Origin of the sequence: Priestia sp. 179-F W1.4 NHS, from assembly GCF_045369295.1 — a bacterium.
Lineage (GTDB): Bacteria > Bacillota > Bacilli > Bacillales > Bacillaceae_H > Priestia > Priestia zanthoxyli.
The window spans coordinates 335,730-362,498 of record NZ_JBIQFF010000004.1 but is presented as its reverse complement, the minus strand read 5'-3'; the positions used below and the strand labels follow the sequence as shown (position 1 = coordinate 362,498).

Genomic DNA, 26,769 nt, shown 5'->3' with positions numbered 1-26,769 from the left:
CGTATTTAAGATTCGTGTAATCCGCACTCCACTTTTTGTGTACCTGCCCATCTTCCTGAACGTAAATCGTCTACATTATAGGCAGGTGCGGTACAGGGCTCACAGCCGATACTTGGGTAGCCTTGATCATGAAGTTTGTTGTATGGCAAATCATGCTTATACACATAACGCCAAATTTCTTTCCATGACCAATGAATTAACGGACAAACTTTCACCTTCTTGAATTTCTCATCTTTATTAAAATAATTCGTGTTGGCACGAGACTCAGACTGCTCGCGTCTCAAACCAGAAATCCACGCATCATAAGGAGCAAGGGATTCTCTTAGCGGAATGATTTTTCGAATTTGACAGCATAGGTTAGGCTGACTCTTCCAAAGCTCATCTCCATGTTTTTCAGCTTGTTCTGCAAGAGTTAAATCCGGCTTTTTCATATGAATACGTAAATCAGGGAAGCGTTCTTTAATTGCATCAATCACTTCATATGTTTCTTTAAAATGAACCCCTGTATCTAAAAAGACAATTTCAGCATCTTTTTTCACTTTTGAAATTAAATCAATTAACACGATTCCTTCGATCCCAAAGCTTGACGCATAAATAATTGAATCTCCGTAGGTATCATACGCCCACTGCAATGCTGAAAGGGCTCCTTTTGTTTCATCTTTACTGTCGAACTCTGGAAATGTATCGCTCCAGTTTTCGTACGTATATAAGTCTGCCATTTTCTCCACTCCAATTCTCAGTTATCCGCGTTATCCAATAAAAAAAGACGGTTTTACCCACTAGAATTGGATAAAACCGCCTCTAGTGTGTCTAGTCAGCGAAACTATTTAATTCTTACTTTGCTTCGGCGTGTTCAAAGGTTTGTTTTAAGTCGGGGTTTACAGTCATCGTTGTCCCTCCTCAAAATATCTCTTGCGCTATATCAAAATAAAAAGTCTTCCGTATTGAAAGACTGGGTAGGCAATAATTTTCACCTTATCTTTCAAAATGATACACACTTTGCTGGAATTAGCACCTTGCTAAGCAGGTTGCCGGGGTTCAGCGGGCCAGATCCCTCCACCACTCTTGATAAGCATTTTTTAAAAATTTTAGCATATTTAGAATATTTGTCAACATTAAAAATTATATATCCGATAAGAAAACTATACTTTAAATTCACAGAAATATCTATACTTTTATTTAAAACAACATATGTAAATTTAATCCAAATGTGAATATATCAGTTTATAAAGCGCTTTCTTTTTCCCCCGACTTTTTATGTTCTCTTGCTAAATAAAATACAAAATCTCTCTATAAAATTAATAACGGATTTATGAGCTTTACGGATAATTCACCCACATTAGCACACATTACAGATAACACTGACTGACAGATAGGAGCTATATAAGATGGAGAGACAACCCTTTCAATTAGACGATACAATTAAAAATAATGTGCGAACATATTTACAGCAGATTTCAACTGAAGCCTCTAATTTAATTAAACATTTAGACACGAGTGATCATTGTATTTTATGTGATTTTGAGGAGATGAGAAGGTTATTTCAAGATGTTCAAGCTACGGCCGCCTCTTATTACTTGCGTCATTACTTATCGCCTTATACATTTGAATACGCTGCTCTGTCCCTAGCTATTCATAACCTCTCTGAGAAACGTCACGGCGCTTTAATTGTCATTGAACGGGAACAAAATGTTGATCCTCTTATTCAAAAAGGAATGCCTATTCAAGCTCCTGTCAGCGCTACGCTAGTTGAGACACTGTTCTATCCAGGGACACCCTTACATGACGGAGCCGTCCTAATTAGAAATAATCAGCTTATTTCAGCTGCTAATGTTTTACCTCTCTCGTCTATTATTTCAACGAACAAAAAGTTGGGAACACGTCACCGTGCAGCAATTGGAATGTCGGAAAAATCGGATGCATTAATTTTAGTTGTATCTGAAGAAACAGGTAAGATTTCGTTTGCTCTTGATGGAAGCCTCTACCCTATTCACTCCAGCAAAAATATGATTTAAGAGCCCTTTCCTGATAAGCAGCCCTATCTTGACTTATCTATCCTTTCTCTTTAATATATTTCATAGTTTTTACATACTATAGATACGGGTGATGCATATGGCAATTTTAAAATTTGAACATGTAGGCGTTCAAGTAAAGGATATAGAAGAATCTATTGAGTTCTATACACAAAAAGTGGGATTGGAGCTCATCGAAACACTACCACATACCGATCCGTCTTTGAAGCTAGCTTTTCTAGGTTTAGAAGGCAATGTAATCGTAGAGTTAATTCAAGGGTATAACTCAAGCTTACCTAGTGAAGGTAAAGTTCATCATTTTGCGCTGGCAGTAGATGGAATTGAAGAGGAGTTTGAGCGTTTAAAATCAGCAGGCGTTTCATTTGTGGAAGAAAACATTGTAACTTTGCCAAATGGAGCAAGATACTTATTTTTCTACGGTCCAGACAAAGAATGGATTGAATATTACGAAGTAAAAAGATAAAGATATCTTATACCTTTAGTGAAAAATGGTCATACTGTGGCTATGACTAATCACTGGAGGTTTTTTTATGATGGAATGGCTATTATTCCGACTTTTTCGTCGTTCTATTTTAGTACGGCTTCTTTTTATTATCGGCTGCCTTGTTTTACTTTTCGGCATGCTTATACATTTCCTAGAGCCGCAAACGTTTGGGAATGTGTTTGAAGGGATTTGGTGGGTTATTATTACAATCTCTACTATAGGGTACGGTGATTTTGCTCCCACCACTACGATTGGAAGGTTAGCTGCAATTATTTTAGTCCTGGTTGGAACGGGATTTATTACTACTTATTTTGTCACGCTTTCTAAAATTGCTGTTTCCGCTGAGAGCGCTTATTTGGAAGGGAATTTAAAGTTTTATGGAAAAGATCACTTCATCGTTGTGGGGTGGAATGAGCGCGCCAAACTCGTGCTAGAGTCTTATCGCGACGCATTTCATAAAGAAGACATTGTTCTTATCGACGACTCTCTGACTAAAAACCCCATGATCTGTGATCGCGTTCATTTTATTAAAGGAAGTCCCTCTCACTATGAGGTATTAGAACTTGCCAATGCTCGGTGCGCAAAAAAAGTGCTGATTACTGCCGATCAGCATAAGACAGAAGAATACGCAGACATGAATACGATTGTTACGCTAGTCGCTCTGCAAGGATTGAACCCTTCTATTTACAGCATCGTTGAACTGTTAACAAAAAAGCATATTCAAAATGCGCAAAATTTGGGGGTAAATGAAATGATTAAAACAAACGAGTTGATTAGTCAGGTCATGTACGAACATATTTTTGTGAAAAAATTAGAGAGTTTAAGAAAAGAATAATCCTTTCAATTATTGAAGCAGCGCCGCTTCTGCCTCTCTAATTAGCTCTTCTCCTAAGCTGATATACTTTTCTGGAAATGAAGCGTCTGCGTCTTGGGGTTCTGCAAACTGATTAAATGAAGCACCCACGTTTCCATTGTGAACATTGTCATCTAGGCCAATTTGATACTTATGTGAAAGTAAAAATGGCGTACCAATCTGTACGGTTGTTCCTTTAGAATCCAGTTCTCCATTCGTAGCTGTAAACGGGATACGTAAAAACTGATAGCCGACTTCATCATTCATCTTATAGTCGAATGAACCATGATCATAATCCCAATTTCCTCCAATGTTATACCCAAGCGGCTTAAGCGTTTTTTCTAATTCATAAAGCTTGAATAATGTGCCGTCTAATCTTGAAGATAATTCAATCATCTTATCCCTCCTCTGTTTTAACATGTCCTTTTTCCAGCTTTTTATCCTTTATCTCAAAAGCAAAAAAGTTCACCTTCTAACAAGAAGGTGAACTTTTTATTTATTTCAAACGCTTTTCTAATTCTGCTTTTTTCTCTTCAAAACCAGGTTTTCCAAGAAGAGCAAACATATTTACTTTGTATGCTTCTACTCCCGGCTGATCAAATGGGTTTACGCCTAATAAATAGCCGCTGATTGCGCATGCTTTTTCGAAGAAATATACAACATATCCAAATGTATACTCATCTAGCGCTGGAATGTTCACAACTAAGTTTGGAACGCCTCCGTCTGTGTGAGCAAGCATTGTACCTTGGAACGCTTTTTTATTTACAAAGTCAACTGTTTCACCAGCTAAGTAATTTAGTCCATCTAAGTCCGCTGCATCTTCTTCAATTGTTAGCTCATGACGAGAATCTTGAACTTGTACAATTGTTTCAAAAATATCGCGACGACCTTCTTGTACATATTGACCTAAAGAATGAAGATCCGTTGAGAAGTTAGCAGATGAAGGGTAAATACCTTTTTGGTCTTTTCCTTCACTTTCACCAAATAACTGTTTCCACCACTCAGCAAAGTACTGAAGAGCTGGCTCATAGTTAATCAGCATTTCAATTGTTTTTCCTTTATTATAAAGAACATTACGAGCTACAGCATATTGATAAGCTGGGTTCTCTTCTAGCTCTGATGATGAAAATGCTTCTTGAGCATCAGCTGCCCCTTTCATCATTTGTTCGATATCAAGACCTGCAGCGGCGATTGGTAATAAGCCAACCGCTGTTAATACAGAATAACGGCCGCCTACATCATCTGGAATAACAAATGTTTCATAGCCTTCTTCGTCCGCTAATGTTTTTAATGCGCCTCGCGCTTTATCTGTTGTTGCATAAATACGCTTGCGTGCTTCTTCTTTCCCGTATTTCTCTTCTAATAATTTACGGAAGATACGGAAAGCAATCGCCGGTTCTGTTGTTGTACCAGATTTTGAAATAACATTAATAGAGAAATCTTTATCTTGTAAAACATCCATTAAGTCTTTCATGTATGTTGAGCTGATGTTGTTACCAGCAAAAATAACTTGCGGAGTTTTACGCTGTTCTTTTGATAATGTGTTATAGAATGAATGCTGAAGCATTTCAATAGCAGCACGAGCACCTAAGTAAGATCCTCCAATACCAATAACAATCAATACATCTGAATCCGATTTAATTTTTTCTGCACTTTTTTGAATGCGTGCAAATTCTTCTTTGTCATACTCCGTAGGAAGGTCTACCCATCCTAAAAAGTCGTTCCCAGCACCTGTTTTTTCATGAATTGAATGGTGAGCTACTTTCACGGCATCACGTAAGTATGTAAGTTCATGTTCACCAAAAAATGATAACGCGTTTGAATAATCAAAACGAACATGTGTCATAGTCTGTTCCTCCATTAAAATATCTTTATTTTCCACTTTATCGAAACTGTTAGCTGAATTCAAGGGAATCCACTTACAATTTGACACAATCATTATAGTTTGTTGAAACTGCAATCATTGTATGTACCCTTTTATTTAACGATAAATTCAGTTATGAAGTCAACTAATGTTCTTTGATTAAAAAACGTAATTCATGCACGATTACGCAAATAATAAGCAAATAAAAAACGACTAAAGAGTGGTCTTCAATCGTTTTTCATTTACTTACCGGATGGTGCAATATAGTTCATTTCACCTATCTTTACATATTGTCTCGGTTTATAAGAGGCTTTTAACAGGGAAGAGTCTATTGATATAGAATTTTCAGCTTCGTTTTTAGAAGTGAGTAGCATCCTGTTTTCTTCTTTCATCTCTAAGTGATTATTCAGTACAAATCCGCTCGTACATAATGCGCTAAAAATGAGAAAACTGATGGTTATTTGTTTCCTATACATTTCCATCACCTCACTCTTAGAGTGACAATTTCACCTGATTTTTATACGTCTAAAAAAATTTTTTTATGTTTTTTTTATGGATTTTGTGACGAGTTTCTATTTATTTAATAAGGTTTGAAAAATCCGCTGATACTAAGAATTAGCATGGATGCATGCATAATTAAATTATTATATAATCGGTTACAGAATTGAATATCACAAGGAGGTTTGTCTTTTGGCGTGGTTGCACTTGGTGATTTTATCGCCTTTTTTATTAGCCTTTTTTGTCCCGCTTCTGTATAGGAAATTCCAGCGTATTCATACAGGGTGGTTCGTTTTACCTCTCCCACTTGTGTTGTTCATTTATTTCACACAATATATCAGTGGTGTTTCTAAAGGGGAAACCTACCTACATTCAATGAAATGGATACCTAGTCTGGGCATTAACTTTGATGCTTATGTGGATGGACTCGGTCTTCTATTTTCTCTGTTAATCACTGGAATTGGGACACTTGTTATTCTTTACTCCATTTATTATCTTTCTAAGACAAAAGAAGCGCTGCATTCGTTTTATGTCTATTTGCTTCTTTTTATGGGGTCTATGCTAGGAGTTGTATTATCAGACAACTTAATGAGTCTTTACAGCTTTTGGGAATTAACAAGCCTTTCATCTTTTTTATTGATTGGTTATTGGTACAAACGAGAGAAATCTCAATACGGAGCCTTAAAGTCTATGCTCATTACCGTATTCGGAGGACTTTCCCTATTAGCAGGAATTGTACTTTTATATGTCATGACAGGTACTTTCAGCATACGCGAAATTATCTCAAACGTAGATGTGGTTACATCAAGTCATCTATTTATTCCAGCTCTAGTCCTCATTCTATTAGGGGCCTTTACAAAATCTGCTCAGTTTCCTTTTCATATTTGGCTGCCAGATGCAATGGAAGCTCCAACCCCAGTGAGTGCATACCTTCATTCAGCTACAATGGTAAAAGCGGGAATTTATCTTTTAGCAAGACTAAGCCCTGTTTTTGCTATAAGCACCACTTGGTTTTTTGTTATTTCAATCACAGGACTAATTACACTGTTTTGGGGCTCATTTTCAGCAGTAAAGCAACAAGACTTGAAAGGGATTTTAGCTTTTTCAACAATTAGTCAGCTTGGGATGATTATGTCACTTATAGGAGTAGGTAGCGCAGCTATTCACTATGATTTTTTAGACGATAATATCTACTTAGTGGCTCTTACTGCAGCAGTTTTCCATTTGATTAACCATGCTACCTTCAAAGGCAGCTTGTTTATGGTAGTAGGCATTGTCGATCATGAAACAGGCACGCGTGACATTAGAAAGTTAGGCGGGTTAATGAGCTTCATGCCTGTCACATTTACCATTGCTATCATTGGAGGATTTTCAATGGCAGGTCTCCCTCCCTTTAACGGATTTTTAAGTAAAGAGATGTTTTTTACAGGCATGGTAAACGTGACAAAAATGGATATGTATAGCATGCAGACGTGGGGAATTTTGCTGCCTATCATCGCTTGGGTGGGAAGTATTTTTACGTTCGTCTATAGTATGATTCTTGTCTTTAAAACCTTTACAGGCAAATACCAGCCCGAAAAGTTGGAGAAGAAGCCGCATGAAGCACCAATAGGCATGCTGATTTCACCGGTTATTTTAGCATCACTGGTTGTTATTTTTGGCTTTGCTCCTAATTTATTAGAATCAACTCTTATTGAGCCAACAATGGCCTCTATCGCACCTAGCCTGCTAGAGGCAGGTAAAGGATATCAAGTGCATATTAAATTTTGGCACGGTTTTACGCCAGAATTATTTATGACGCTAGGGGTCATTACATTTGGTATTTTGTTGTTTATGACACTTCAAAAGTGGTCAAAAATTTATACACGATTTCCTTCTTCTTTAACGCTTAACAACGGATATAATTATGGCATTAAAGGGATGGAAAAAGGCTCAACGCGCATCATGAAAACATTAATGACAGGATTTATTAGAGACTATCTTTTAATCATTTTTACTTTCATAGGCATTTTACTTCTCGTAACGCTCTTTTCTCAGAATGCCTTTGCGATTGATCTAAAAGATACTGCTTCTATCGGCGTTTATGAAGCCATACTAGCAGTTGTAATGGTTGCGGCTACTATTACAACTTTATTGGCAAAATCACGCCTCACAGCCATTATTTCGCTGGGAGTTGTCGGCTATACACTTTCTTTATTTTTCGTATTATTCCGCGCTCCTGACTTAGCTTTGACTCAATTAGTTATTGAGACTGTATCCGTATCACTGTTTTTACTATGTTTCTACTACTTGCCGGAGTTTCGGAAGCGAAAAGTAAGGGTGAAGTTTCAACTGCCAAATTTACTGGTTGCCCTTCTTGTAGGAACGACTGTTACATTGCTTGGCATATCAGCAAACAGTACAAAACTATTTGAATCCATTTCACATTACTTTATTGAAAACAGTTATGAAAAAGCAGGCGGCGAAAACATGGTGAACGTGATTCTTGTTGATTTCCGCGGATTTGATACATTATTTGAAATTACCGTACTTTGTATAGCAGCTCTTGCTATCTATGGCATGATTCGTCTTCGGTTAACAAAGGAGGAAGAAGAGTGAAAAAAAATGATTTGATACTACAAACAACAACGAAAGTAGTCACATTCATTATTATCATTTTTGCCATTCATCTTTTCTTTGCAGGTCATTATACACCTGGAGGAGGGTTTGTTGGGGGACTTACTACCTCAGCTGCCCTTGTATTACTACTGCTGGCTTTCGATATAAAAACCGTATCGAAAGTCATCCCATTTGATTATAAGAAGGTTGCGGCTTCCGGCCTGCTGTTAGCTATTTTAACCGGGCTGGGATCATTTATTTTCAAAGTTCCGTTTCTCACTCACACGTACAGCTACTTTAACCTTCCCCTTCTCGGGAAAACATCTTTAGCTACCGTTGTACTGTTTGATTTAGGCGTATATCTAGTAGTTGTTGGTGTTACGATGACCATTATTCAAACGATTGGAGAGAGTGAATAGTGGAAATATTAATGTCCGTAGTGGCAGGGATTCTATTCACTGCCGCTGTATATCTCATGTTATCCCGCAGTTTACTGCGAATTATTATTGGAACAGGCTTATTAAGCCACGGTGTTCACCTGTTGATTTTAACGATGGGCGGATTAAAAGGGGGGAGTGTTCCCCTTCTGGGAGAAAAGGCTTCTTCTTATACAGATCCTTTACCTCAAGCCCTCATTTTAACTGCCATTGTCATAAGCTTTGGCGTCACTTCTTTTTTCCTTGTACTAGCTTACAGGGCTTATCAAGAACTCGGAACAGACGATATGGACAAGTTAAGGGGAAATGAACATGACGAGTAATTTTGTAATCATCCCACTGCTTATCCCGTTTGTTGTAGGTGTTGTGCTCATTTTTTTCAAAGACAATATTAAACTTCAAAGGATAATCAGTGTTTTATCATTAATCACCACCACTGCTTTTGCTGCATATTTGGTACAGTTGGTTCAATCAAAAGGTGTTTTAACTCACGAGCTTGGGAACTGGAAACCTCCTTTTGGAATTATTCTAGTAGCGGACATGTTCGCTTCCCTTCTCGTACTTACTGCTAGTATCGTAACACTATGCTGCGTTCTTTTTGCTTTTCATACAATTGGCGAAAGACGTGAACGCTTTTACTTTTATTCGTTTGTACAGTTTTTATTAGTAGGCGTATTTGGCGCTTTCTTGACAGGTGATATCTTTAACTTATTTGTCTTTTTTGAAGTCATGCTTATGTCTTCGTACGCTCTCATTGTAATTGGCGGTACAAAAGCACAGCTTCGAGAGTCTCTTAAGTATATTTTAGTCAATGTCATTTCATCTGCTTTGTTTGTAATTGCTGTTGCTTATTTGTACGCCGTAACAGGAACTCTCAACATGGCAGACCTTTCGCAGCGAATTGCAGAGGCTAATCAGCCGGGAATTTTAACAACCATTGGCATGCTTTTATTTATTGTATTTGCATTAAAAGCAGCTTTATTCCCAATGTATTTTTGGCTTCCAGGTTCGTACAGTGCGCCTCCACCCGTTATTATCGGATTGTTTGGTGCGTTGCTCACAAAAGTAGGCGTTTATTCGATTTTCAGGACTTTCACTTTACTGTTTTACCATCATCCTGAATTCACTCATCAAATTATCGGCTACGTTGCGCTTTTGACTATCATTGTTGGTGCAGTAGGCGCCATTGCTTATTCGGATGTGAATAAAATTTTAATTTATAATATTATTATTGCTGTCGGAGTCATTGTCTACGGTGTAACTTTAACAACAAAAGCAGGTTTTGAAGGAGCCATTTATTATTTAATTCACGACATGATTATTAAAGCAGCTCTCTTCCTTCTTGCTGGAAGCATCATTCGAATAACTGGAACAACAAAATTAAAGAAAATGGGTGGGTTAATTAAAGACTATCCGCTGCTTGGCTGGATGTTTTTTATCGCTACTATTTCGTTGGCAGGAATTCCTCCCCTAAGCGGCTTTATTGGAAAATTCCTTTTAGTTCAAGGCGGTTTAGAATCAGAGAGCTACACGTTTGTAGGAGTTTTACTCGTTTCAAGCCTGCTCGTTTTATATTCTGCCATTAAGATTTTCATGAGCTGCTTCTGGGGTGAACCTACGCTTTCTTCTAAGCATGAAAAAGTATCCCTTAAAGGTATTCTATACCCATCCGCTATCTTACTTGCTATTTCTGTCTTTTTAGGACTAGGTGCAGAAGCTGTTATTCCTTATGTGTCGACAGCCGCTCAAACGCTTATGGATCCTTCAATTTATATCCAATCGGTGTTAAAGGAGTAGATCTGCATGTCATTTCAACTATTATTAAACGTAATCATTGCATTCACATGGATGTTTTTGAGAGGGATTTGGACACTACCTTCCTTTATTATAGGATTTTTCTGGGGAGCGGTACTGCTGTTTGTTTTCCGCCGTTTTTTTCACAGACGTTTTTACCTGCATAAAGTATATGCGATCATTAAGCTGCTGTTTATTTTCATACGAGAATTATTCAAAGCCAATATTGCAGTGACGAAAGACGTATTGCGCCCTAAATTAAATATTCAGCCAGCCATCTTTGCAATGCCAACCCGTCTGGAGAGTGAATGGGAAATTACCATTCTTTCTCTTTTAATTACGCTAACGCCAGGCACACTGGTAATGGATGTGTCAGATGACAATTCTACTATCTATATTCATGCAATCAATACCGACGATATTGATGACATTATTACAGATATTCAGCAAACATTCGAAAAAGCTATTATGGAGGTGAGTCGTTAAATGCTCGATATTTTTCTAAACGTTTCGCTCATTCTCATTTCTGCTTCAACTATTGGGTTTGTTTACCGAGTGTTAAAAGGTCCGTCAACTGCTGACCGAGCAATGGCCCTTGATGCTATTGGAATTAACATCATTGCTATCACGGCCATCATCTCGATTATTTTTCGAACTCAGGCTTTTTTCGAAGTCATTTTACTGCTAGGCATCATAGCCTTTGTAGGTACCGTTGCTTTTTCTAAGTTTTTAGAGAAAGGAGAAGTGATTGAATATGAACGTGATCAGTGAAATCATTGTAGGAGCTTTGGTACTCATAGGGTCTCTTCTGACAGTTGTGACCATGATTGGGCTTATTCGTTTGCCTGATACGTACACAAGAAGTCATGCTGCCTCCAAAAGTGCTACCTTAGGCGTCCTGTTTATATTAGTGGGCTGCTTACTCTACTTTTGGATTGACACTGGCCATATTAGTGCACGGTTAATTTTAGCGATTGTCTTTGTGTTTATCACCTCTCCTATTGCTGGACATTTACTAGGAAGAGCAGCTTATTACAGCGGAGTTCCTCTTTCTGATAAAACCATTCGGGATGATTTGAAAACCAAACAGCAGAAAAAGCTTACCCATCATGAATAAAAAAACGCCGTGCGGTTTGCACGGCGTTTTTTATCGAGAATCTTATAAAGAAGCGCGTAGGATTGCTAGTACATCTTCTTTGTTTAATTTTTTAAATTTACCAAATTCACCTTTGGCCATTGCACGATCAGCCATAAGATCTAATTTGTCTTCGCCAATATCATAATCAGCTAAGCGAGTTGGTGCACCTAGGCTTGACCAGAATTCACGAAGCTTATCCACACCTTCAAGTGCTACTTCTTTATCTGTCTTACCTTCCGTATCTACGTTAAATACGCGTACAGCTACTTGCTTGAAGCGATCTACGTTCTCATCCATTACGTGTTTCATCCAGTTCGGGAATAAAATTGCGAGTCCACCCGCATGTGGAATATCATATACAGCTGATACCGCATGCTCAATATTATGAGTAGCCCAATCGCCTTGGTGTCCCATTTGTAACATACCGTTTAATGCGATGGTACCATTGTATAAAATCGTTTCACGTAACTCGTAGTTTTCTAAGTCGTTTAATAATTTTGGTCCCGTTTCAATAACCGTTTGTAGCACACCTTCACACATGCGATCTTGAAGCGGCGTATTTGTTGCAGCATGGAAATATTGTTCAAATACGTGGCTCATCATGTCAACCATGCCATAAACTGTTTGATTTTTTGGTACAGTAAATGTATTAACCGGATCTAAAATAGAGAATTGAGGGAATGTTGCCGGACTGCCCCAGCCGTATTTTTCTTGTGTTTCCCAATTTGTAATAACAGAACCAGCATTCATTTCTGAACCTGTTGCTGCTAATGTTAGCACTGTTCCAAATGGAAGAGCTTCAGCTGCGAATACGTCGCGGTTAATGATGTCCCATACGTCGCCATCATATTTTGCGCCTGCTGCGATTGCTTTTGTACAATCGATTACGCTTCCTCCACCTACTGCAAGTAAAAATTCAATACCGTTTTCTTTACAAATATCGATTCCTTTGCGAACAGTTGTCAGACGAGGATTCGGTTCTACTCCCGCTAACTCATGTACTTCTGCATTCATGTCATTCAGTACATCCATTACTTGATCGTATAAACCGCTGCGTTTTACACTTCCTCCGCCGTATACTAATAATATCTTTTTACCAAAGCGACTTGCTTCTGTTTTTAATTGCTCTAATTGACCTTTACCAAAAATTAATTTTGTGGGATTATAAAATGTAAAATTGTTCACTATAAACTCCTCCTTACGAGCTTGATTACATGCATCATTATGAAGAACAACTTTTTGATTGTAAAGAAAATTGACTTCCTAAAGATTATTCCCTGTTAGCTAGATGCTCACCCCATCCAAATGAACGTTTATTTGTCTGTATCTTCCAAAAGCAAATATGCATATTTCCCTCTAAAAAAAGCAGGCTAATAAGTGAACTACAAAACAAGGAGGGTTCATCATGAGTGGTATTCAACGTATTGCGCTCGTATTAACGATTATTGGAGCAATTAACTGGGGACTTATTGGCTTTTTTCAATTTGATTTAGTAGCAGCAATCTTCGGCGGTCAAACATCTGCTTTCTCCCGCATTATTTATGGATTGGTTGGAATCGCAGGACTGATTAACCTAGGTCTATTATTTAAACCTTCTGCTGAAGTAGAGCGTACAGAACCTAGAACGGAACATTAAAAAAAGAAGGATAGCTAAGCTATCCTTCTTTTTTTCATATTTCTTATTTCTTAATTAGATCTTCGCGGTTTGATTGCTCAATCCACTCTTCTAATTTTTCTTTTAATGTGTTGAATCCTTGAGTAGATTCAGTATGAACTGTTGCTTGACCTTGACGCTTTTTAGCAGGTTTTTTAGGTGCAGAAGCTTCAGTTTTTTCTGGAGCTGGCTCAGTTGCACGAATAGATAAACCAATTTTACCAGTTGACTCATCAACAGATAAAACTTTAACGTTTACTTCGTCTCCTACTGATAAATGTTCGTTAATATCTTTAACGAAGCCATGTTTTACTTCTGAGATATGAACTAATCCTTGAGTTTCTTCATTTAATGCAACGAATGCACCGTATGGTTGAATTCCTGTTACTTTACCTTTTGTAACAGTACCGATTTCAAATTTTGACATATAAACACTCCTAGATACCTTATTATTTTCACCATTATAGCCAATTTAAAATTATAGCACAGTTCATAGATTGAATCAAAAAGTAGTTATACTATATTTATTATTTACCAATTTCGTCACAAATATAAACTAACACTACATTTCATCATAGCAAAAAAGATATTATATCAAACCGTCTATACGATATGACATAATATCTTATTTTTATTATAACTTATTTTCAACAAAACGGCTAATCCGTTTTATGGATTCTTCTAATGATTCCATTGAAGAGGCGTATGAACAGCGAATATGTCCCTCTCCGCCTTTTCCAAATACATTGCCTGGCACGACGGCTACTCGTTCTTCAAGCAAAAGCTGCTCAGCAAATTCTTCCGATGACAATCCCGTTTTCTTGATAGACGGGAACACATAAAATGCTCCTCCGGGAGAATGGCATTCCAGACCAATTTGATTTAATGACTTTACCATATAGTTCCGTCTTCTGCGATAGCTTTTTCTCATCTCTTCTACGTCATGCTGCCCATTTTGTAGTGCTTCAATTGCCCCATACTGGGCCATGGTAGGCGCACACATCATTGTATACTGATGAATTTTCAGCATTGCTTTAGCAATCTCAGTTGGTGCACATATATACCCAAGACGCCATCCAGTCATAGCAAACCCTTTAGAAAAGCCTGAAATAATAATAGTTCGTTCTTTCATTCCTTCTAAAGAAGCAATAGATGTAAATTCTTCATCATATGTTAATTCTGCATATATTTCATCCGTGATAACAAGCAAGTCATGCTTGATTACAATATCCGCAATAGCCTGCAACTCTTCTTTAGATAGTGAACTTCCTGTTGGATTATTAGGAGAACATAAAAGAAGGGCTTTCGTGTTGCTTGTAATGACTTCTTCAATCTGTCTAGGCTGTAGTTTAAACTCTGTTTCCGCCGTTGTTTCAATTGCCACAGGAACTCCTCCTGCTAGAGAAATTAACGGGCTGTAAGACACAAAGTTTGGCTCCACGACAATAATCTCATCTTCAGGGTTAATCAAAGCTCGCATTGTAATGTCTAAAGCCTGACTTCCTCCAACGGTCACAATAATATCATCTTTATAATCATACGAGACGTTAAAATTTCTTTTCATATACTTCATAATTTCAAAGCGGAGCTCTAAAAGCCCCGCATTTGCTGTATAAGAGGTATATCCTCTTTCCAACGATAAAATACTCGCTTCTCGAACAGCCCAAGATGTGACAAAATCAGGTTCACCTACTCCAAGAGAGATGACGTTATCCATACTTGCTGCTAAATCAAAAAAGCGGCGAATACCTGAAGGTTTCAGCTGTTGTACAGTTGTTGACAAGCGCTCTTTCATTACGGAGACACCACGATTCTGCGATCTTCATCGCCTTGGTCGTAGATGGTACCATCGTGCTTGTATTTTTTCATAATAAAGTGAGTCGTTGTAGATAAAACAGAGTCTAGCGTAGAAAGCTTTTCAGAAACGAAAAATGCTACTTCAGACATTGATTTTTCTTCAATAATAACAGACAAATCATATGCTCCTGACATTAGGTACACGGATTTTACTTCTTGAAAACGATAGATGCGCTCCGCAATCTCGTCAAAGCCTACTCCTCGCTTTGGTGCAACTTTTACATCTATCATAGCTGTGACGCCCTCATGTCCATCTACTCGTCTCCAGTTAATATCAGCTGAATATTGCACAATTACTTTTTCTCTCTCTAACTTTTTAACAATATTAGAGGTTTCTTCAAACGTTAAATCCACCATTTTTGAAATACTATCTATTGAAATACGGCTATTTTTTTCTAGAATTTCTAAAATTTCTAACTCTTTTTCTTCTAAGAACACCGCGTTCCCCTCCTACACCGATTAAATTTTTTCACTTTTTCCATTATATCAAATTTAAACACATCTTTAATGTGAAATCTATACCGGTAATTGAGTTTCATTTTATAGATTGCTGGAAATTAGGACAGACTAGAAAGAAAAAGATGGAGTGAAACAAATTGACTGACTCTAAAATTACTTGCCACCAGCGTACTTTTAATGGCGTCAATGTTTACTACGAATGCCATAACTATCACCCTGATAAACCAGCTATTGTATTTATTCACGGCTTTTTATCATCCAGTTTTAGCTTTCGGCGTTTAATTCCTTTATTTGAAGATACGTTTTCTATCATTACGCTGGACCTTCCGCCATTTGGGCGAAGTGAAAAATCGTTAACCTTTCAATACTCGTATAAAAACTTAGCCAAAATTGTCATCGAGTTGATTGAATACTTAAAATTGAAAGATGTTGTACTATCGGGACACTCAATGGGAGGACAGGTTTGTTTAAACGTAGCAAAATTAAAGCCTTCTTGTGTATCAAAACTCGTTCTTCTGTGCAGCTCAGCTTATTTAGGCCCTTCACATTATGGGTTGGTCATGTCTTCTTATGTTCCCTTCTTTTATCTGTGGGTAAAAACGTGGCTGTCTCGCAAAGGTGTATTAGGTAACTTACAAAATGTCGTATTTGATCATCAGTTAATCGACGAAGAAATGATTGATGGCTATACTGAACCCTTTTTGGATGACCGTACGTTTATGGCTTTGACAAGAATGATTCGTGATCGAGAAGGAGACCTCTCCTCAAAGGATTTGCAGCACATAAAAAAACCAAGTTTACTCATTTGGGGAGAAGAAGACCGAGTTGTCCCTTTACATCTCGGACGTAAATTAAAAGATGATTTGACAGACTCTACCTTTATCTCGTTAAAGGAAATTGGACATCTTTTACCAGAAGAGTGTCCCGACATTGTGCAGTCTCATATGGTCGATTTCTTGTACAGTGAAAAAGCCCTGTCTCAATAATGACGGAGCGAGTTCATATATTTCACACGAGGCGCTAACTTTAATAAAAAATTTATTAGTGGTGCTTCAGCCAATTTTCCCACTTTCTTTATTGACTTCACAAGTTAACTTCGTTGACAAACGTATTAAAAATAAGCAAACTATTATATTAAAAAAGGGGGTACTTTTATTGTCTACTTTTTCTTTTGATCAATTAATTAATCGTACAGGTACGCAGTCCGTAAAGTGGGACAAAACGGATCTCGTTTTTGGAGCAAAAGATGTTCTGCCTTTTTGGGTAGCTGATATGGATTTCCAAGCGCCGCCTAATGTTCTTCAAACCATTAATGAGCGTGTCAAACACGGTATTTTCGGCTACACTTCCCCTACTGAATCTACAGCAAATGCTTTATCATCTTGGGTAAAAAACAAGCATCAGTGGACCATTGATCATGAATGGATTACATACAGTCCAGGAGTTGTATTTGCCCTGAGTATGGCTATTCAAGCATTTACGGAACCTGGAGATTCAATTTTAGTTCAACCTCCAGTTTATACTCCGTTTTTCAACATGATAGAGGTAAATGATCGAGAAGTTGTTGAAAATCCGTTAAAACTTGCGGGCGATAAATACGAAATTGATTTTGCAGATTTAGAGAAAAAATTTGCAGAAGGCGTAAAATTAATGATTCTTTGCAGTCCTCATAATCCAGTAGGACGCGTGTGGACAAAAGAAGAACTGAAGAAGCTTGCCGATCTTTGTCAAAAATACAATGTATTAATTGTTTCAGATGAAATTCATTCTGATCTAATTTACCATCCTTATAAACACATTCCCATCAGCATGGTAAGTGAAGATGCAGCCAATCGAACCATTACGTGTATGGCCCCTAGCAAAACATTCAATATACCAGGACTTCAAGCTTCAGCTATTATTATTCCAAATGAGAAGCTGCGCACACAGTATGTTCAGCAGCAGCAAAAACAAGGTTTCTCTAATTTAAATACATTTGGAATCATTGGTTTAGAAGCAGCTTACAGCGAAGGTGGCGAATGGCTAGAAGCACTGCTTGTGTATCTGAAGAAAAATGTAGATCTCGTGACAGGGTTTATAAGTGAACACTTACCTGAACTGCGAGTCATTCAGCCGGAAGGAACTTATCTACTATGGATTGACTGCAACAAGCTGCACTTATCAGAAGAAGAATTACATGAACGTTTATTAGAAAAAGGCAAAATCGCCGTAGAAAAAGGCGAAAAATACAGTTCCACATATGGAAAAGGTTTTATTCGCTTGAACATTGGCTGTTCACATGAACAACTTCAAGAAGGATTAAATCGCTTAAAAATAGCTTTAACGTAAAAAACAGCGTTCTTTCTCACGAAAGAACGCTGTTTTTAATGTTTTTTTGAAATAACTCCGCACGCGATTCGCTTGCCAGAATTACCTGATGGCTCTGTCATTCCATCATCACCTTGTTCAGTAATGACAAGAGAGGAACCATCCATACGCTTAACGAGAGACGTCTTTCCTTCTTTTAACGTGACTTGAGGAACCATATCCGTTCCTTTATACGTCTGATCGTCTTCTACCACAATATTTTTCATATCGCCTAAATGTGGTCCTTTTGGATTTAACAGTCCGTGTTTCTTTTTATCAGGATCAAGGTGATTTCCTGCACTTTTAAAGTTAGGAGCTTTGCAAATCCCCATTTCATGAATATGTACGCCGTGTTCGCCAGGTGGAAGTCCGCTTAAATCGTACGTAAACTCAATTCCATCAGCCTGCTCTTTCAATTTGACTGTACCGATGCTATCTCCATCTGCGTTATAGACTTTGACTTCTTTATTGGATATTTCTTTTTCCATACACCCTGTTAACAAGAAAAAAGGCACGGTTCCAATGAGTAATAGTTTTTTCATGTTGCCCTCCAATCGCATACGCACTAGCGAAAGTTTTAGATGTCTTTCCATAGATTGTCCAGCAACATATTATTTTAAACGCTTACATTTTATTTGCATTTCATTAGAGTGACTTCTTATTTTCTTGTTCTTTCAGCTTTGCTTCTAATTCCTTCGTTTTTTCTTCTTCTTTTTTAGACACCTTGATGATGAACCGCCAGACTGCAACTGCTGCTAGTACAAAAATCGCCATTGTAGCAAAAGCAGGAATATATTCTGTTTTATCTTCCGGAAAATAAAGCAAAAACATTAAATACATCATGTACAACATCCTTTCATAGAAACGGTAGTAGGTTTTGATTTATACTGTTTATAACAAACACTTTACTTAAAGGAGATCTGGCAATATGACATTTACAATTGGTCAAACCGTTACAGCACTTTATAAAACCGGGAAATACATCGGTGAAATTACACAAGTTCGAGATCTGCATTATGTTGTACGAATTCAAGCTGTGTTGAAGCATCCAGAACAAGGTGACTTACATAATCCTGGACAAGTGGACGTACCTTTTTTTCACGAGCGAAAAGCACTTGCGTTTCGAGAGCAGGCCAACATTCCTCAAAAAATGGTTCATCTCTATGAAGACAGCGTTCCTGATTATAAGCATTCACTAAAAAAAGCCCTTGAATTAAAGATAGCTGAACAACAAGCCAAAGATAGCGCTTTTGCTCAAGCAAGTATTGCCTGTTTAGAAGAGTTAAAAAAAGAGTACGGTATTCATTAAGCAAAAAGCCAAATTCACATAGAAGTGATTTGGCTTTTATAATGCAAATTTATTTAATACTTTTGAAAAATCGATTCGATCTCCTATGGTCGTCGGCTCCGGCTTTTGAAGGTACCGCTTATCTTTTTCTACAAGCTTAAAGATGTTGAGTGTAGTCATCGCATCATCAAGCGCGCAGTGGTGCTTTCCAGTTCCTTCTTTACCATACTCTTGCACAGCTTTCCAAAGGCCGGTTTGATTTTGATCTCCAAAAAAGCGCTTATACTCCATCGAAAGATCAATTTCTTTACCTGTAAAAGGAAACGGCACCTTATTTTTTTGACAGCACTGCCTTAATACTTTCATATCCATGTTTCCCCATGTAATAATCGTGCTGTTTTTATACATGCCCAGTCGCTGTACAAGCTGCTCTAGCGTAATTCCTTCATTTACTTGATTTTGTTCGATATGGAGAAATGATTTACAGCGCTCAGTTAATTTTGTAAAGTGTGTAGGCTGTACGTAAGAGGAGAAACGATCAATGATTTCTTGATTTTTAACAAACACCAAACCAACTTCAATGATTTCCGGAAAAAAGCCTTTTGGAAAACCTTTATACTCTGGCATTGTAAATTCAAAATCAATGAATAAATACTGAGAGTTCTTATCCAATATTATCACCCCTTTGTAAAATAAACCGCCCTACTATATTAATGCTATTATAGCACGATTGAACAATCGGAAGGTCTATTTTCTGTTCTTATTTTTAATATTATGAATATTCTAGTTGCTGAATAAAAAGAATACTTTACTACTACTATATTCTAGAGCATGTCTCTATGCGCAGGGTAACTGTCACGAATAGACATAATTTCGCTTCTTTTTTTTACCTATTTTTTCACTTTTTTATGTATCCGCTCTTCCAAATTCTCTTTAAGCTCTCACATCAGTGTGTGAGGTGCTCCTCCTGACTTCAAAAGCATACCTCACACCTTTTAGACTAAGCCTTTCTTATATTTAAGCTTTAGGCAGAATAGCAAGCGTGCACCGGGATATACAGATTAAATTCTCTTCTTCATCTTGAATTTTCACTTCCCAAACCGCTGTTTTTTTTCCTTTATGTAAAGGAACGCCTATAGCTGTAACTGTTCCATCTTTTTTCCCTTTGATGTGATTAGCATTAATCTCTAAACCCACACAGATTTCTTTTTCAATATCTACACTTTTAATAGCACCTAGACTAGCCACAGTTTCGGCTAACGCCACCGATGCTCCTCCGTGCAAAAGCCCGAATGGCTGACGCGTTCGCTCATCAACAGGCATCGTCGCTTCCACTCTTTGTTCACTTGCGCTAATAATCTCAATTCCTAATGCTTCTAACAGCGTATCTTTTGTTTTCATATACATACCTCCCTTTGTATCTAGTATACAATAACGGTTTTGCTACAACATATACGAACCCTCTACATATACATAATAAAAATCCGTTTTTTAGGAGGATTCTTATATGAAACCATTTGCTCCCTTGTCTTACTACTGGCCATCGTACTACATGCCTCACCCTTATACATACAGGGTACCTAGCTTACCTGAGGCGGACATAGCGACTTTCCAGCAATCTCTTAAAGTGATTCCCTCTACCATGCAAAGCGCTACCATATTTATTCAAAGAGCTAACGCTTCGCCAGCTTTAATAAAAAAAATAAAAGCTGCTGCTCAAGAATCTAAAATGAGTGAAGTAAAAAGACTCATTCTTTCAACAGGCGTTAAGGCCAAAATTGATGTTTTTTATACGCCAGACTATATTAAAATTACGTTTATTCATCCCGATAACCAATTTGACTGCTGTCACGTTTCGTTAAATATTAAATGGTAAACACAAGGAAAAAAGTCTTATTTTCTTTTGAAAAAGATGTACATGTTGTTTTGTTTCGAATATTATAATATATGCCGTTTTTGGATGTAAAAACAAATTACACGATAATTGTATTTAGGAAATAAATATGATATCGTATTTGGAAATATATTTTTTCTTTAGGAGGGATGACAGGATGAGACATGTTACGCTAGTAGAAATTTTCACGCATCCTATCGCTCAAAAATATTTAACACGATCTGGCGTTGCGCATGCTGTATCGGTCGCCTATCATGCGTTTCGTCTATCTGTACAGCATAATGTAAACCCTGATTTAGCTACAAAAGCAGCGCTGCTTCATGATATTGGCCACTACGAATGGTACACAAATGGTCAGTGGGATTATGAGAAGTATCGTCAAAATGATATTCACGCTATTAAAGGTGCTGAACGTGCACATAAATTACTCATTCGTTTAGGCGAGGAACCTCAGGCGGCAAAAGAAATTGCCTTAGCTATTTTACTACACACAGACTCCTATTTGCCTGAAGGAACCATTCAGCAACGCCCTCTTCAAAAAGTAGTCAAACTAGCTGATGAAGCTGATGAAGAGCCAGGCGGCAAACATCATTACCGTGAAATGGAATACAATTTGGCTGTAAAGAAAATTAAGGAGCTTGATAAGAAAGTGCTTGAACTTCTACATTCCAACCAATTTAAACAGTTAGGCTGACAGGATTAACTCCTTTCATAAGAGTTAATCCTTTTTATTATTTCTCCTCATAATTCCCTGCAAATTACTCATACTACTTATTGATTCTCATTTTTGGTTAGTTAGGAGGAAGAAGAATGTCTAAAAACGCTAGAGGTTACGTGCAGGATTCTTGTACGTCATTAAATCAGGCAAAAGCAAGCCTTGAACAAGCTCTTCAAACAGTAGAGAAAGATTCAAATCGCGAACATATTGAACAATCTCTTCAGGCTGTAGAGCAAGCATTAGGAGCTTGTGACAGCACTGCTTCTACTCTTTCTCAAGCATGAAAAAAAAGCAGCCGGTTTTGATCGGCTGCTTTTTTTTCATTAGAGACCCTCTATTTACAAGATAACTGAGGCAACCCACCCAAAAATAATGAGTGGAATGTTATAGTGAAGAAAAGTTGGTACACACGTATCCCAGATATGATCATGTTGACGATCGACTGCTAGTCCAGATGTTGGTCCAAGCGTACTGTCTGAAGCTGGTGAACCAGCGTCTCCAAGCGCTCCCGCTGTACCAACAATACAAATCGTTGCCATTGGACTCATACCAAGTTCTAAGCAAAGAGGAACAAAAATCGTCGCGATAATTGGAATGGTAGAGAAAGAAGAACCAATGCCCATTGTGACTAAAAGCCCGATGACAAGCATAAGAAATGCACCCAGCATTTGGTTTCCGCCAATAAGAGCAACAGAGCCTTTTACAAGTGCTTCTACATCTCCAGTTTCTTGAAGAACTTTTGCAAAACCAGAGGCTGACAGCATAACAAATCCGATGAAAGCCATCATTCTCATTCCGTTCGTTAATACTGGATCTGCTTCATTCCACTTCAAAGCCCCGCTGAAATAAACGACCACAATTCCTGCAAGCGCTCCGAAAATCATAGAATCTACTAAGAGCTGCACAGTTAAAGCCGCTACAATCGCAAGTAACGCTACTATAATCCCTCTTGTTGTGTAACCTGTACGCTCCTCTGCGCCTTGATCAATGTCAATGTCTTTATAACTGCGCGGCTTACGGTACGAAATAAACACAGCAAACAATAAGCCCGCTACCATTCCTAAAGCTGGAAGAGCCATCGCCGTGGTAATATCTCCTTTATCAATCGTTAATCCACTTTCTTTGATGTTAGTAAATAAAATGTCGTGATAAATCTTACCGAATCCTGCCGGCAAATACATATAAGGTGTAACCAATCCAAATGTAATAACTGTTGCGACTAATCGGCGATCTATTTTCAACTGATTAAATACTTTTAATAGCGGTGGAATTAAAAGCGGAATAAATGCAATGTGAACCGGAATAACATTTTGAGAAAAACACGAAATAATAAGGATGATCAATAAAATTAGTACTTTTGACAGTGACTTCTTTTTCGTTTCTCCTTCTTTTCCTACTATTTTCAACGCTAGCTGAACAACGGCATCAGGCAGCCCTGTCCGCGAAACAGCCATTGCAAATCCTCCAAGCAAAGCATAGCTTAATGCAACAGAAGCACTGTTTCCAAGACCATCTGTGTATATACTTACTGTATCTGTGAGGCTGATACCGCCAACAAGTCCTCCAATTAGCGCTCCGACCGCTAAAGAAAAGACAACGTTGATACGCAATAAGCTCAAAATCAGCATCACGAGCACAGCTATTAATACTGCATTCATTTTGAAACCTCCATTTTTCTTTTTACTTTATCTCATTAAAACATTAGAGAGATAAACAACATGTTCATTATATTAGGTATAGAAAAAAAGTCAATCATCTTACTAAATAAACGTTTGTTTAACTTCTCTACATCCTTAACAATATAAGGATTTTTTTAAACAATCTTTTCTTCCTAAAAAGAAAAAAATGTTATGTAAACATATTAAAAAAGAAGCATCTTCGATGCTTCTTTTTACGTTTCTTTCTATCACTGCTATGTTCTTTTTATTAATTGGCTTCAAATGAACAAACCATCGCAGCTAGGGTTCGCACCATCACGCCTGTTGCACCTGAAGGTCCTAACTCATGAGAAGCAGCGGATGTTGCAGTTCCAGCAATATCCAAGTGAACCCATGGTGTTTGCTCTGCAAACTCACCAATAAAGGTTCCTGCCATAATTGCGTGCCCCTCCCGTCCAGGAGAGTTATTTAAATCTGCTACTTTACTTCCCCGAACACGCTTTTTGTCTCGTTCTGTAATAGGCAGCTCCCAAATCGGTTCGCCTGTCTCAATGCTCGCTTTCGCTATTTGCTGCAATAAAGCAGAATCATTCGTCATTGCCCCAGTTGTGTGTGTACCAAGAGCTACAATTACACCACCCGTTAATGTCGCCACGTCTACTAAATAATTTGCTCCATGATGCTTGGCATATGAAATACCATCAGCTAGTGCTAAACGCCCTTCAGCATCTGTGTTCAGCACTTCTATTGTCTTTCCATTCATTGCTGTAATAACATCATCTGGTTTAAAGGCACGCGCGCTAATAACGTTGTCAGTTGATGGAATGACCGCTACTACGTTTTGATGAGGTTTTAATTCTCCAATCGCTTCCATTGCACCAAGAACAGATGCAGCTCCACCCATATCTGTTTTCATGCCTACAATCCCGTCTTTAGATTTGATAGAGTAACCACCTGTGTCAAAGGTAATTCCTTTTCCTACCAACCCAATAACGTCTTCCCATTTTTCTTTACCTTGATATTTCAGCACAATCATTTTAGGAGGCTCTGCGGAACCTTGATTGACTGCGAGCAACGCGCCCATTCCTAGCGTTTCCATCTCTTCTTTTTCTAAAATTTCATATTCAAAACCATATGTATGTGCCATTTCTACTGCATAATTAGCTAAATCTGTAGCCGTTAGCATATTGCTTGGTAAGTTAACGAGGGTGCGGGCTGAGTTTGTTGCTTTCCCGTACGTATATCCAACCAACGCAGATTGTAAAACGTCTTTATAACAAGAAAACAGTTCAATTTTCTCAAGCTGCTTGTCAGGCTCATTTGATTTCTTTTTGTAGTTTTCAAACTCATACATAGCAAGCTGTTGAGCTTCTCCTAGTAAAGCTGCAGTTTCTTGCTCTGACCACTCTCCTGTATCAAATGTAGGAAGGACGACCGATGCGTTTGAAATTTTTGCTTCTTTTAACTTTTTAAATAAAAGGCCAAAGCTTTCTTTGAGCCCATTTTTAGTTAACGCTTGCTTTCGTCCGAGCCCTACAAAATAAAGACGTTTTGCTCCTAATTTTCCTAGTGTATGAATCGTTGATATACGCTTTTCCTGTACGCGAATATCTCCTTCCTTAATCAAATGAATGAGCTGTCCACCTAAAGCATCATCAATTTCTTTTAGAAAGCCTTCAAACTGTTGGTTTTGATTAAATAACCCGATTACGAGCGCTTCTGTTTGATGATCAACACCATATGTTTCTACGTGCGAAAACATAAAATTCCTCCCTTTTACGTATAGAGATTTTATTTTTATTTATCATCTGCTTTGTTTAATCTATTCAGCAAGTGGAATATATATCATATTCACCACTGTTTTCATCTATATACATATGATAGCAGAAATACAATTTTTAATCACAGTTCAAAACCCTTAGTTTCACACATATACTTTCATCTACCGCTTTTTTCATCATACGGGTTTAGCTTTTCAGACATTTTAAGTTGAGGGAGGACGTCTCAATGGAGTTATTCTCAAATTTTCCACTTTGGAGTTCATTAATCGCTATTTTCTTTGCTCAATTTATTAAGATTCCGCTTTCTTTTGTAGCTACTAAAAAAATAGACGGAAGCTTATTTTTTAGTACGGGGGGCATGCCAAGCTCTCACTCCGCAGCCGTAACTTCCTTAGCAACTGCCATTGGGCTAGCAGAAGGTCTTAAATCCCCTATTTTTGCTCTCTCCGCTATTTTTGCCATCATTGTCATGTTCGATGCTAAAGGAGTAAGAAGACACGCAGGAGAGCAAGCAACGGTTTTAAATCGTTTGGTTGAAGATTTTCAGCGCGCGGTAAAAGAGGCAAAGCTGTGGACGACCAATGAAGAAGACGAAAAACAAGTGAAGCTAAAAGAACTGCTTGGACATAAGCCCATTGAAGTTTTCTTTGGAGCCTTAACAGGAATAGCAGTTGCTTTTGTCACGTATTATGTATGGCCATAAAACATAAGAAAACACATGAAGAATGCTTCATGTGTTTCTCGTTTATTTCACCTGCTGACGAAAAACTTGCATCGATTTCTTTTCATTCAGCATTGTTAACTCTTCTTCAGTTAAACGGCCGTCTCCTGATTTGACTACATAGACGTTTAATTCTTTCTTACCCCATATGTTATATACATCAGAAACAGTTTCAAAGTATAAATCAAGATGATCGCCTTTAATAGCCCCACCTTTATCTGCTACCACTCCGTACCCATAGCCCGGAATGAACAAGATCGTGCCGATTGGAAATATGGTTAAATCAGCAGCGATGGTTGAATACAAGTCACGTTTTACTTTAACGCCCGAATATGTAATACCATACCCTGGATGATTGGGATTTTTCCCAGTTGATTCGTAACCAGCTGTGTAACCCGTAGCCAATACACTCTTAGTTGGATAACGCGACCAATCAAATGCTTCTTCAATTGTCAGACGCTCTCTGTCATTGCTAGCTGCTTCAGCTCTTAGTGGTTTTAGAAATGATGGTAAGAGCCTTTCATTCATTAGAGGATGCCCTGTACTGTTTATAAAAGGCATATATTTGATGACCGTGTTTATTGGGACGCCAGTAATTGCTTCATATGTTGTAAACAGCGCTCCGACCAGTAGTAGGCACATAATGAATCGCTTTGCTATTTTTCCAATCATTGTGATTTCCACAACTCCTCTC

General features: G+C 37.9%; 32 protein-coding genes and 1 riboswitch. Of the genes, 18 read left to right on the top strand and 14 right to left on the bottom strand.

Annotation, left to right across the window (positions count from 1 at the left end):
* Positions 1 to 5: 5 nt before the first annotated feature.
* The gene (locus tag ACH0CI_RS20405; protein ID WP_028412604.1) at positions 6 to 719 is read right to left on the bottom strand and encodes a phosphoadenylyl-sulfate reductase; all 714 of its coding nucleotides are present in this window, start codon (positions 717 to 719) and stop codon (positions 6 to 8) included.
* Between the two features lie 253 nt (positions 720 to 972).
* Positions 973 to 1,075: riboswitch (SAM riboswitch) on the bottom strand.
* A 313-nt stretch (positions 1,076 to 1,388) separates the two neighbouring features.
* Here ACH0CI_RS20405 and cdaS point away from each other — a divergent pair.
* The 3 genes from cdaS (at position 1,389) to ACH0CI_RS20390 (ending at position 3,352) form a co-directional block, all read left to right on the top strand.
* Complete coding sequence (gene cdaS, locus ACH0CI_RS20400; protein ID WP_028412605.1) at positions 1,389 to 2,015, top strand: sporulation-specific diadenylate cyclase CdaS; 627 nt, start codon at positions 1,389 to 1,391, stop codon at positions 2,013 to 2,015.
* A 97-nt stretch (positions 2,016 to 2,112) separates the two neighbouring features.
* Complete coding sequence (locus tag ACH0CI_RS20395) at positions 2,113 to 2,496, top strand: VOC family protein (protein WP_033580475.1); 384 nt, start codon at positions 2,113 to 2,115, stop codon at positions 2,494 to 2,496.
* A 67-nt stretch (positions 2,497 to 2,563) separates the two neighbouring features.
* A complete protein-coding gene (locus tag ACH0CI_RS20390; RefSeq protein ID WP_033580474.1) occupies positions 2,564 to 3,352 on the top strand; it encodes a potassium channel family protein in 789 nt (262 codons plus the stop codon).
* A 9-nt stretch (positions 3,353 to 3,361) separates the two neighbouring features.
* Here ACH0CI_RS20390 and ACH0CI_RS20385 read toward each other — a convergent pair whose 3' ends face one another.
* Positions 3,362 to 3,766, bottom strand: coding sequence for a YugN-like family protein (locus ACH0CI_RS20385; protein WP_406902153.1), 405 nt, complete (start codon positions 3,764 to 3,766; stop codon positions 3,362 to 3,364).
* 100 nt (positions 3,767 to 3,866) lie between these two features.
* Complete coding sequence (locus tag ACH0CI_RS20380; protein WP_013059589.1) at positions 3,867 to 5,216, bottom strand: glucose-6-phosphate isomerase; 1,350 nt, start codon at positions 5,214 to 5,216, stop codon at positions 3,867 to 3,869.
* A gap of 708 nt (positions 5,217 to 5,924) precedes the next feature.
* Between ACH0CI_RS20380 and ACH0CI_RS20375 the strand changes: the two genes are divergently transcribed.
* Genes ACH0CI_RS20375 through mnhG form a run of 7 tightly spaced genes read left to right on the top strand, consistent with a single transcriptional unit; the run spans position 5,925 to position 11,678 of the window.
* Positions 5,925 to 8,330: a Na+/H+ antiporter subunit A gene (locus ACH0CI_RS20375; protein WP_406902152.1), complete on the top strand. Its 2,406-nt coding sequence runs from the start codon at positions 5,925 to 5,927 to the stop codon at positions 8,328 to 8,330.
* Entirely contained in the window at positions 8,327 to 8,749 is a 423-nt protein-coding gene (locus ACH0CI_RS20370; RefSeq protein WP_013085301.1) for a Na(+)/H(+) antiporter subunit B, read from the top strand. Before ACH0CI_RS20375 ends, ACH0CI_RS20370 begins: the two co-directional genes overlap by 4 nt.
* Entirely contained in the window at positions 8,749 to 9,090 is a 342-nt protein-coding gene (locus ACH0CI_RS20365; protein WP_033580470.1) for a Na(+)/H(+) antiporter subunit C, read from the top strand. The genes ACH0CI_RS20370 and ACH0CI_RS20365 overlap by 1 nt, the downstream gene beginning before the upstream one ends.
* The gene (locus ACH0CI_RS20360) at positions 9,080 to 10,564 is read left to right on the top strand and encodes a Na+/H+ antiporter subunit D (protein ID WP_406902151.1); all 1,485 of its coding nucleotides are present in this window, start codon (positions 9,080 to 9,082) and stop codon (positions 10,562 to 10,564) included. The genes ACH0CI_RS20365 and ACH0CI_RS20360 overlap by 11 nt, the downstream gene beginning before the upstream one ends.
* Positions 10,565 to 10,570: 6 nt before the next feature.
* Positions 10,571 to 11,047, top strand: a complete 477-nt coding sequence (locus ACH0CI_RS20355) for a Na+/H+ antiporter subunit E (protein ID WP_013059594.1) — start codon at positions 10,571 to 10,573, stop codon at positions 11,045 to 11,047.
* On the top strand, positions 11,048 to 11,332 hold the full coding sequence (locus tag ACH0CI_RS20350; protein WP_406902150.1) for a Na(+)/H(+) antiporter subunit F1: 285 nt from the start codon (positions 11,048 to 11,050) through the stop codon (positions 11,330 to 11,332).
* Positions 11,316 to 11,678 (top strand): monovalent cation/H(+) antiporter subunit G, encoded by a 363-nt coding sequence (gene mnhG / locus ACH0CI_RS20345; protein ID WP_406902160.1) that lies wholly within the window; start codon positions 11,316 to 11,318, stop codon positions 11,676 to 11,678. Before ACH0CI_RS20350 ends, mnhG begins: the two co-directional genes overlap by 17 nt.
* 42 nt (positions 11,679 to 11,720) lie before the next feature.
* On the opposite strand, the gene ACH0CI_RS20340 is transcribed toward mnhG, so the two are convergent.
* The gene (locus ACH0CI_RS20340) at positions 11,721 to 12,884 is read right to left on the bottom strand and encodes an iron-containing alcohol dehydrogenase (RefSeq protein ID WP_013085305.1); all 1,164 of its coding nucleotides are present in this window, start codon (positions 12,882 to 12,884) and stop codon (positions 11,721 to 11,723) included.
* 220 nt (positions 12,885 to 13,104) lie between these two features.
* Here ACH0CI_RS20340 and ACH0CI_RS20335 point away from each other — a divergent pair, with 220 nt between their 5' ends.
* On the top strand, positions 13,105 to 13,335 hold the full coding sequence (locus ACH0CI_RS20335) for a DUF378 domain-containing protein (protein ID WP_013059598.1): 231 nt from the start codon (positions 13,105 to 13,107) through the stop codon (positions 13,333 to 13,335).
* Positions 13,336 to 13,378: 43 nt separating this feature from the next.
* On the opposite strand, the gene yugI is transcribed toward ACH0CI_RS20335, so the two are convergent.
* The 3 genes from yugI to ACH0CI_RS20320 all read right to left on the bottom strand — a co-directional run bounded on the left by yugI (position 13,379) and on the right by ACH0CI_RS20320 (position 15,648).
* Positions 13,379 to 13,780, bottom strand: a complete 402-nt coding sequence (gene yugI / locus ACH0CI_RS20330) for a S1 domain-containing post-transcriptional regulator GSP13 (RefSeq protein ID WP_013059599.1) — start codon at positions 13,778 to 13,780, stop codon at positions 13,379 to 13,381.
* Positions 13,781 to 13,987: 207 nt separating this feature from the next.
* The gene (locus ACH0CI_RS20325) at positions 13,988 to 15,148 is read right to left on the bottom strand and encodes an aminotransferase (RefSeq protein ID WP_013059600.1); all 1,161 of its coding nucleotides are present in this window, start codon (positions 15,146 to 15,148) and stop codon (positions 13,988 to 13,990) included.
* A complete protein-coding gene (locus ACH0CI_RS20320) occupies positions 15,148 to 15,648 on the bottom strand; it encodes an Lrp/AsnC family transcriptional regulator (RefSeq protein ID WP_013059601.1) in 501 nt (166 codons plus the stop codon). The genes ACH0CI_RS20325 and ACH0CI_RS20320 overlap by 1 nt, the downstream gene beginning before the upstream one ends.
* Positions 15,649 to 15,806: 158 nt before the next feature.
* Here ACH0CI_RS20320 and ACH0CI_RS20315 point away from each other — a divergent pair, with 158 nt between their 5' ends.
* Together ACH0CI_RS20315 and ACH0CI_RS20310 are read left to right on the top strand one after the other, a co-directional pair.
* Positions 15,807 to 16,655: an alpha/beta fold hydrolase gene (locus tag ACH0CI_RS20315; RefSeq protein ID WP_033580468.1), complete on the top strand. Its 849-nt coding sequence runs from the start codon at positions 15,807 to 15,809 to the stop codon at positions 16,653 to 16,655.
* Positions 16,656 to 16,824: 169 nt separating this feature from the next.
* A complete protein-coding gene (locus ACH0CI_RS20310; RefSeq protein ID WP_406902149.1) occupies positions 16,825 to 17,997 on the top strand; it encodes a MalY/PatB family protein in 1,173 nt (390 codons plus the stop codon).
* A 35-nt stretch (positions 17,998 to 18,032) separates the two neighbouring features.
* On the opposite strand, the gene ACH0CI_RS20305 is transcribed toward ACH0CI_RS20310, so the two are convergent.
* Entirely contained in the window at positions 18,033 to 18,557 is a 525-nt protein-coding gene (locus ACH0CI_RS20305) for a superoxide dismutase family protein (RefSeq protein WP_033580466.1), read from the bottom strand.
* A gap of 103 nt (positions 18,558 to 18,660) precedes the next feature.
* A complete protein-coding gene (locus tag ACH0CI_RS20300; RefSeq protein ID WP_033580465.1) occupies positions 18,661 to 18,858 on the bottom strand; it encodes a hypothetical protein in 198 nt (65 codons plus the stop codon).
* Positions 18,859 to 18,943: 85 nt separating this feature from the next.
* On the opposite strand from ACH0CI_RS20300, the gene kapB reads away from it, so the two are divergent.
* Positions 18,944 to 19,324, top strand: a complete 381-nt coding sequence (kapB, locus tag ACH0CI_RS20295; RefSeq protein WP_034264171.1) for a kinase-associated lipoprotein KapB — start codon at positions 18,944 to 18,946, stop codon at positions 19,322 to 19,324.
* Positions 19,325 to 19,360: 36 nt separating this feature from the next.
* Here kapB and kapD read toward each other — a convergent pair whose 3' ends face one another.
* Positions 19,361 to 19,975 (bottom strand): 3'-5' exonuclease KapD, encoded by a 615-nt coding sequence (gene kapD / locus ACH0CI_RS20290; RefSeq protein ID WP_013085312.1) that lies wholly within the window; start codon positions 19,973 to 19,975, stop codon positions 19,361 to 19,363.
* Between the two features lie 345 nt (positions 19,976 to 20,320).
* Positions 20,321 to 20,704, bottom strand: coding sequence for a hotdog fold thioesterase (locus tag ACH0CI_RS20285; RefSeq protein WP_033580463.1), 384 nt, complete (start codon positions 20,702 to 20,704; stop codon positions 20,321 to 20,323).
* A gap of 106 nt (positions 20,705 to 20,810) precedes the next feature.
* Here ACH0CI_RS20285 and ACH0CI_RS20280 point away from each other — a divergent pair, with 106 nt between their 5' ends.
* The 3 genes from ACH0CI_RS20280 to ACH0CI_RS20270 all read left to right on the top strand — a co-directional run bounded on the left by ACH0CI_RS20280 (position 20,811) and on the right by ACH0CI_RS20270 (position 22,199).
* On the top strand, positions 20,811 to 21,179 hold the full coding sequence (locus ACH0CI_RS20280) for a YuzC family spore coat inner layer protein (RefSeq protein WP_033580462.1): 369 nt from the start codon (positions 20,811 to 20,813) through the stop codon (positions 21,177 to 21,179).
* 175 nt (positions 21,180 to 21,354) lie between these two features.
* Positions 21,355 to 21,891 (top strand): HD domain-containing protein, encoded by a 537-nt coding sequence (locus ACH0CI_RS20275; protein ID WP_013059610.1) that lies wholly within the window; start codon positions 21,355 to 21,357, stop codon positions 21,889 to 21,891.
* Positions 21,892 to 22,007: 116 nt separating this feature from the next.
* Complete coding sequence (locus ACH0CI_RS20270) at positions 22,008 to 22,199, top strand: hypothetical protein (protein ID WP_033580461.1); 192 nt, start codon at positions 22,008 to 22,010, stop codon at positions 22,197 to 22,199.
* 54 nt (positions 22,200 to 22,253) lie between these two features.
* Here the strand turns inward: ACH0CI_RS20270 and ACH0CI_RS20265 are convergent, their stop codons facing one another.
* The gene (locus ACH0CI_RS20265; protein WP_033580460.1) at positions 22,254 to 23,573 is read right to left on the bottom strand and encodes a Na+/H+ antiporter family protein; all 1,320 of its coding nucleotides are present in this window, start codon (positions 23,571 to 23,573) and stop codon (positions 22,254 to 22,256) included.
* Between the two features lie 268 nt (positions 23,574 to 23,841).
* Positions 23,842 to 25,335 carry a leucyl aminopeptidase gene (locus ACH0CI_RS20260; RefSeq protein ID WP_033580459.1) on the bottom strand — a complete coding sequence of 498 codons (1,494 nt, stop codon included), beginning with the start codon at positions 25,333 to 25,335 and terminating at the stop codon, positions 23,842 to 23,844.
* A gap of 245 nt (positions 25,336 to 25,580) precedes the next feature.
* Here ACH0CI_RS20260 and ACH0CI_RS20255 point away from each other — a divergent pair, with 245 nt between their 5' ends.
* Positions 25,581 to 26,057 (top strand): divergent PAP2 family protein, encoded by a 477-nt coding sequence (locus ACH0CI_RS20255; protein ID WP_013085319.1) that lies wholly within the window; start codon positions 25,581 to 25,583, stop codon positions 26,055 to 26,057.
* A gap of 42 nt (positions 26,058 to 26,099) precedes the next feature.
* Here ACH0CI_RS20255 and ACH0CI_RS20250 read toward each other — a convergent pair whose 3' ends face one another.
* Positions 26,100 to 26,747, bottom strand: coding sequence for a 3D domain-containing protein (locus tag ACH0CI_RS20250; protein WP_406902148.1), 648 nt, complete (start codon positions 26,745 to 26,747; stop codon positions 26,100 to 26,102).
* Positions 26,748 to 26,769: the final 22 nt, after the last annotated feature.

Excerpts from the sequence above, each read along its gene's own strand:
- ACH0CI_RS20305 (WP_033580466.1), bottom strand. The coding sequence starts at position 18,557 with ATGAAAAAACTATTACTCATTGGAACCGTGCCTTTTTTCTTGTTAACA.
- kapB (WP_034264171.1), top strand. The coding sequence starts at position 18,944 with ATGACATTTACAATTGGTCAAACCGTTACAGCACTTTATAAAACCGGG.
- yugI (WP_013059599.1), bottom strand. The coding sequence starts at position 13,780 with ATGTCAAAATTTGAAATCGGTACTGTTACAAAAGGTAAAGTAACAGGA.
- ACH0CI_RS20275 (WP_013059610.1), top strand. The coding sequence starts at position 21,355 with ATGAGACATGTTACGCTAGTAGAAATTTTCACGCATCCTATCGCTCAA.
- ACH0CI_RS20335 (WP_013059598.1), top strand. The coding sequence starts at position 13,105 with ATGAGTGGTATTCAACGTATTGCGCTCGTATTAACGATTATTGGAGCA.
- ACH0CI_RS20325 (WP_013059600.1), bottom strand. The coding sequence starts at position 15,148 with ATGAAAGAGCGCTTGTCAACAACTGTACAACAGCTGAAACCTTCAGGT.
- ACH0CI_RS20390 (WP_033580474.1), top strand. The coding sequence starts at position 2,564 with ATGATGGAATGGCTATTATTCCGACTTTTTCGTCGTTCTATTTTAGTA.
- ACH0CI_RS20380 (WP_013059589.1), bottom strand. The coding sequence starts at position 5,216 with ATGACACATGTTCGTTTTGATTATTCAAACGCGTTATCATTTTTTGGT.
- mnhG (WP_406902160.1), top strand. The coding sequence starts at position 11,316 with ATGAACGTGATCAGTGAAATCATTGTAGGAGCTTTGGTACTCATAGGG.
- ACH0CI_RS20255 (WP_013085319.1), top strand. The coding sequence starts at position 25,581 with ATGGAGTTATTCTCAAATTTTCCACTTTGGAGTTCATTAATCGCTATT.
- ACH0CI_RS20270 (WP_033580461.1), top strand. The coding sequence starts at position 22,008 with ATGTCTAAAAACGCTAGAGGTTACGTGCAGGATTCTTGTACGTCATTA.
- ACH0CI_RS20360 (WP_406902151.1), top strand. The coding sequence starts at position 9,080 with ATGACGAGTAATTTTGTAATCATCCCACTGCTTATCCCGTTTGTTGTA.
- ACH0CI_RS20350 (WP_406902150.1), top strand. The coding sequence starts at position 11,048 with ATGCTCGATATTTTTCTAAACGTTTCGCTCATTCTCATTTCTGCTTCA.
- ACH0CI_RS20280 (WP_033580462.1), top strand. The coding sequence starts at position 20,811 with ATGAAACCATTTGCTCCCTTGTCTTACTACTGGCCATCGTACTACATG.
- ACH0CI_RS20300 (WP_033580465.1), bottom strand. The coding sequence starts at position 18,858 with ATGATGTATTTAATGTTTTTGCTTTATTTTCCGGAAGATAAAACAGAA.
- ACH0CI_RS20395 (WP_033580475.1), top strand. The coding sequence starts at position 2,113 with ATGGCAATTTTAAAATTTGAACATGTAGGCGTTCAAGTAAAGGATATA.
- cdaS (WP_028412605.1), top strand. The coding sequence starts at position 1,389 with ATGGAGAGACAACCCTTTCAATTAGACGATACAATTAAAAATAATGTG.
- ACH0CI_RS20385 (WP_406902153.1), bottom strand. The coding sequence starts at position 3,766 with ATGATTGAATTATCTTCAAGATTAGACGGCACATTATTCAAGCTTTAT.
- ACH0CI_RS20285 (WP_033580463.1), bottom strand. The coding sequence starts at position 20,704 with ATGAAAACAAAAGATACGCTGTTAGAAGCATTAGGAATTGAGATTATT.
- ACH0CI_RS20405 (WP_028412604.1), bottom strand. The coding sequence starts at position 719 with ATGGCAGACTTATATACGTACGAAAACTGGAGCGATACATTTCCAGAG.
- ACH0CI_RS20265 (WP_033580460.1), bottom strand. The coding sequence starts at position 23,573 with ATGAATGCAGTATTAATAGCTGTGCTCGTGATGCTGATTTTGAGCTTA.
- ACH0CI_RS20355 (WP_013059594.1), top strand. The coding sequence starts at position 10,571 with ATGTCATTTCAACTATTATTAAACGTAATCATTGCATTCACATGGATG.
- ACH0CI_RS20260 (WP_033580459.1), bottom strand. The coding sequence starts at position 25,335 with ATGTTTTCGCACGTAGAAACATATGGTGTTGATCATCAAACAGAAGCG.
- ACH0CI_RS20250 (WP_406902148.1), bottom strand. The coding sequence starts at position 26,747 with ATGATTGGAAAAATAGCAAAGCGATTCATTATGTGCCTACTACTGGTC.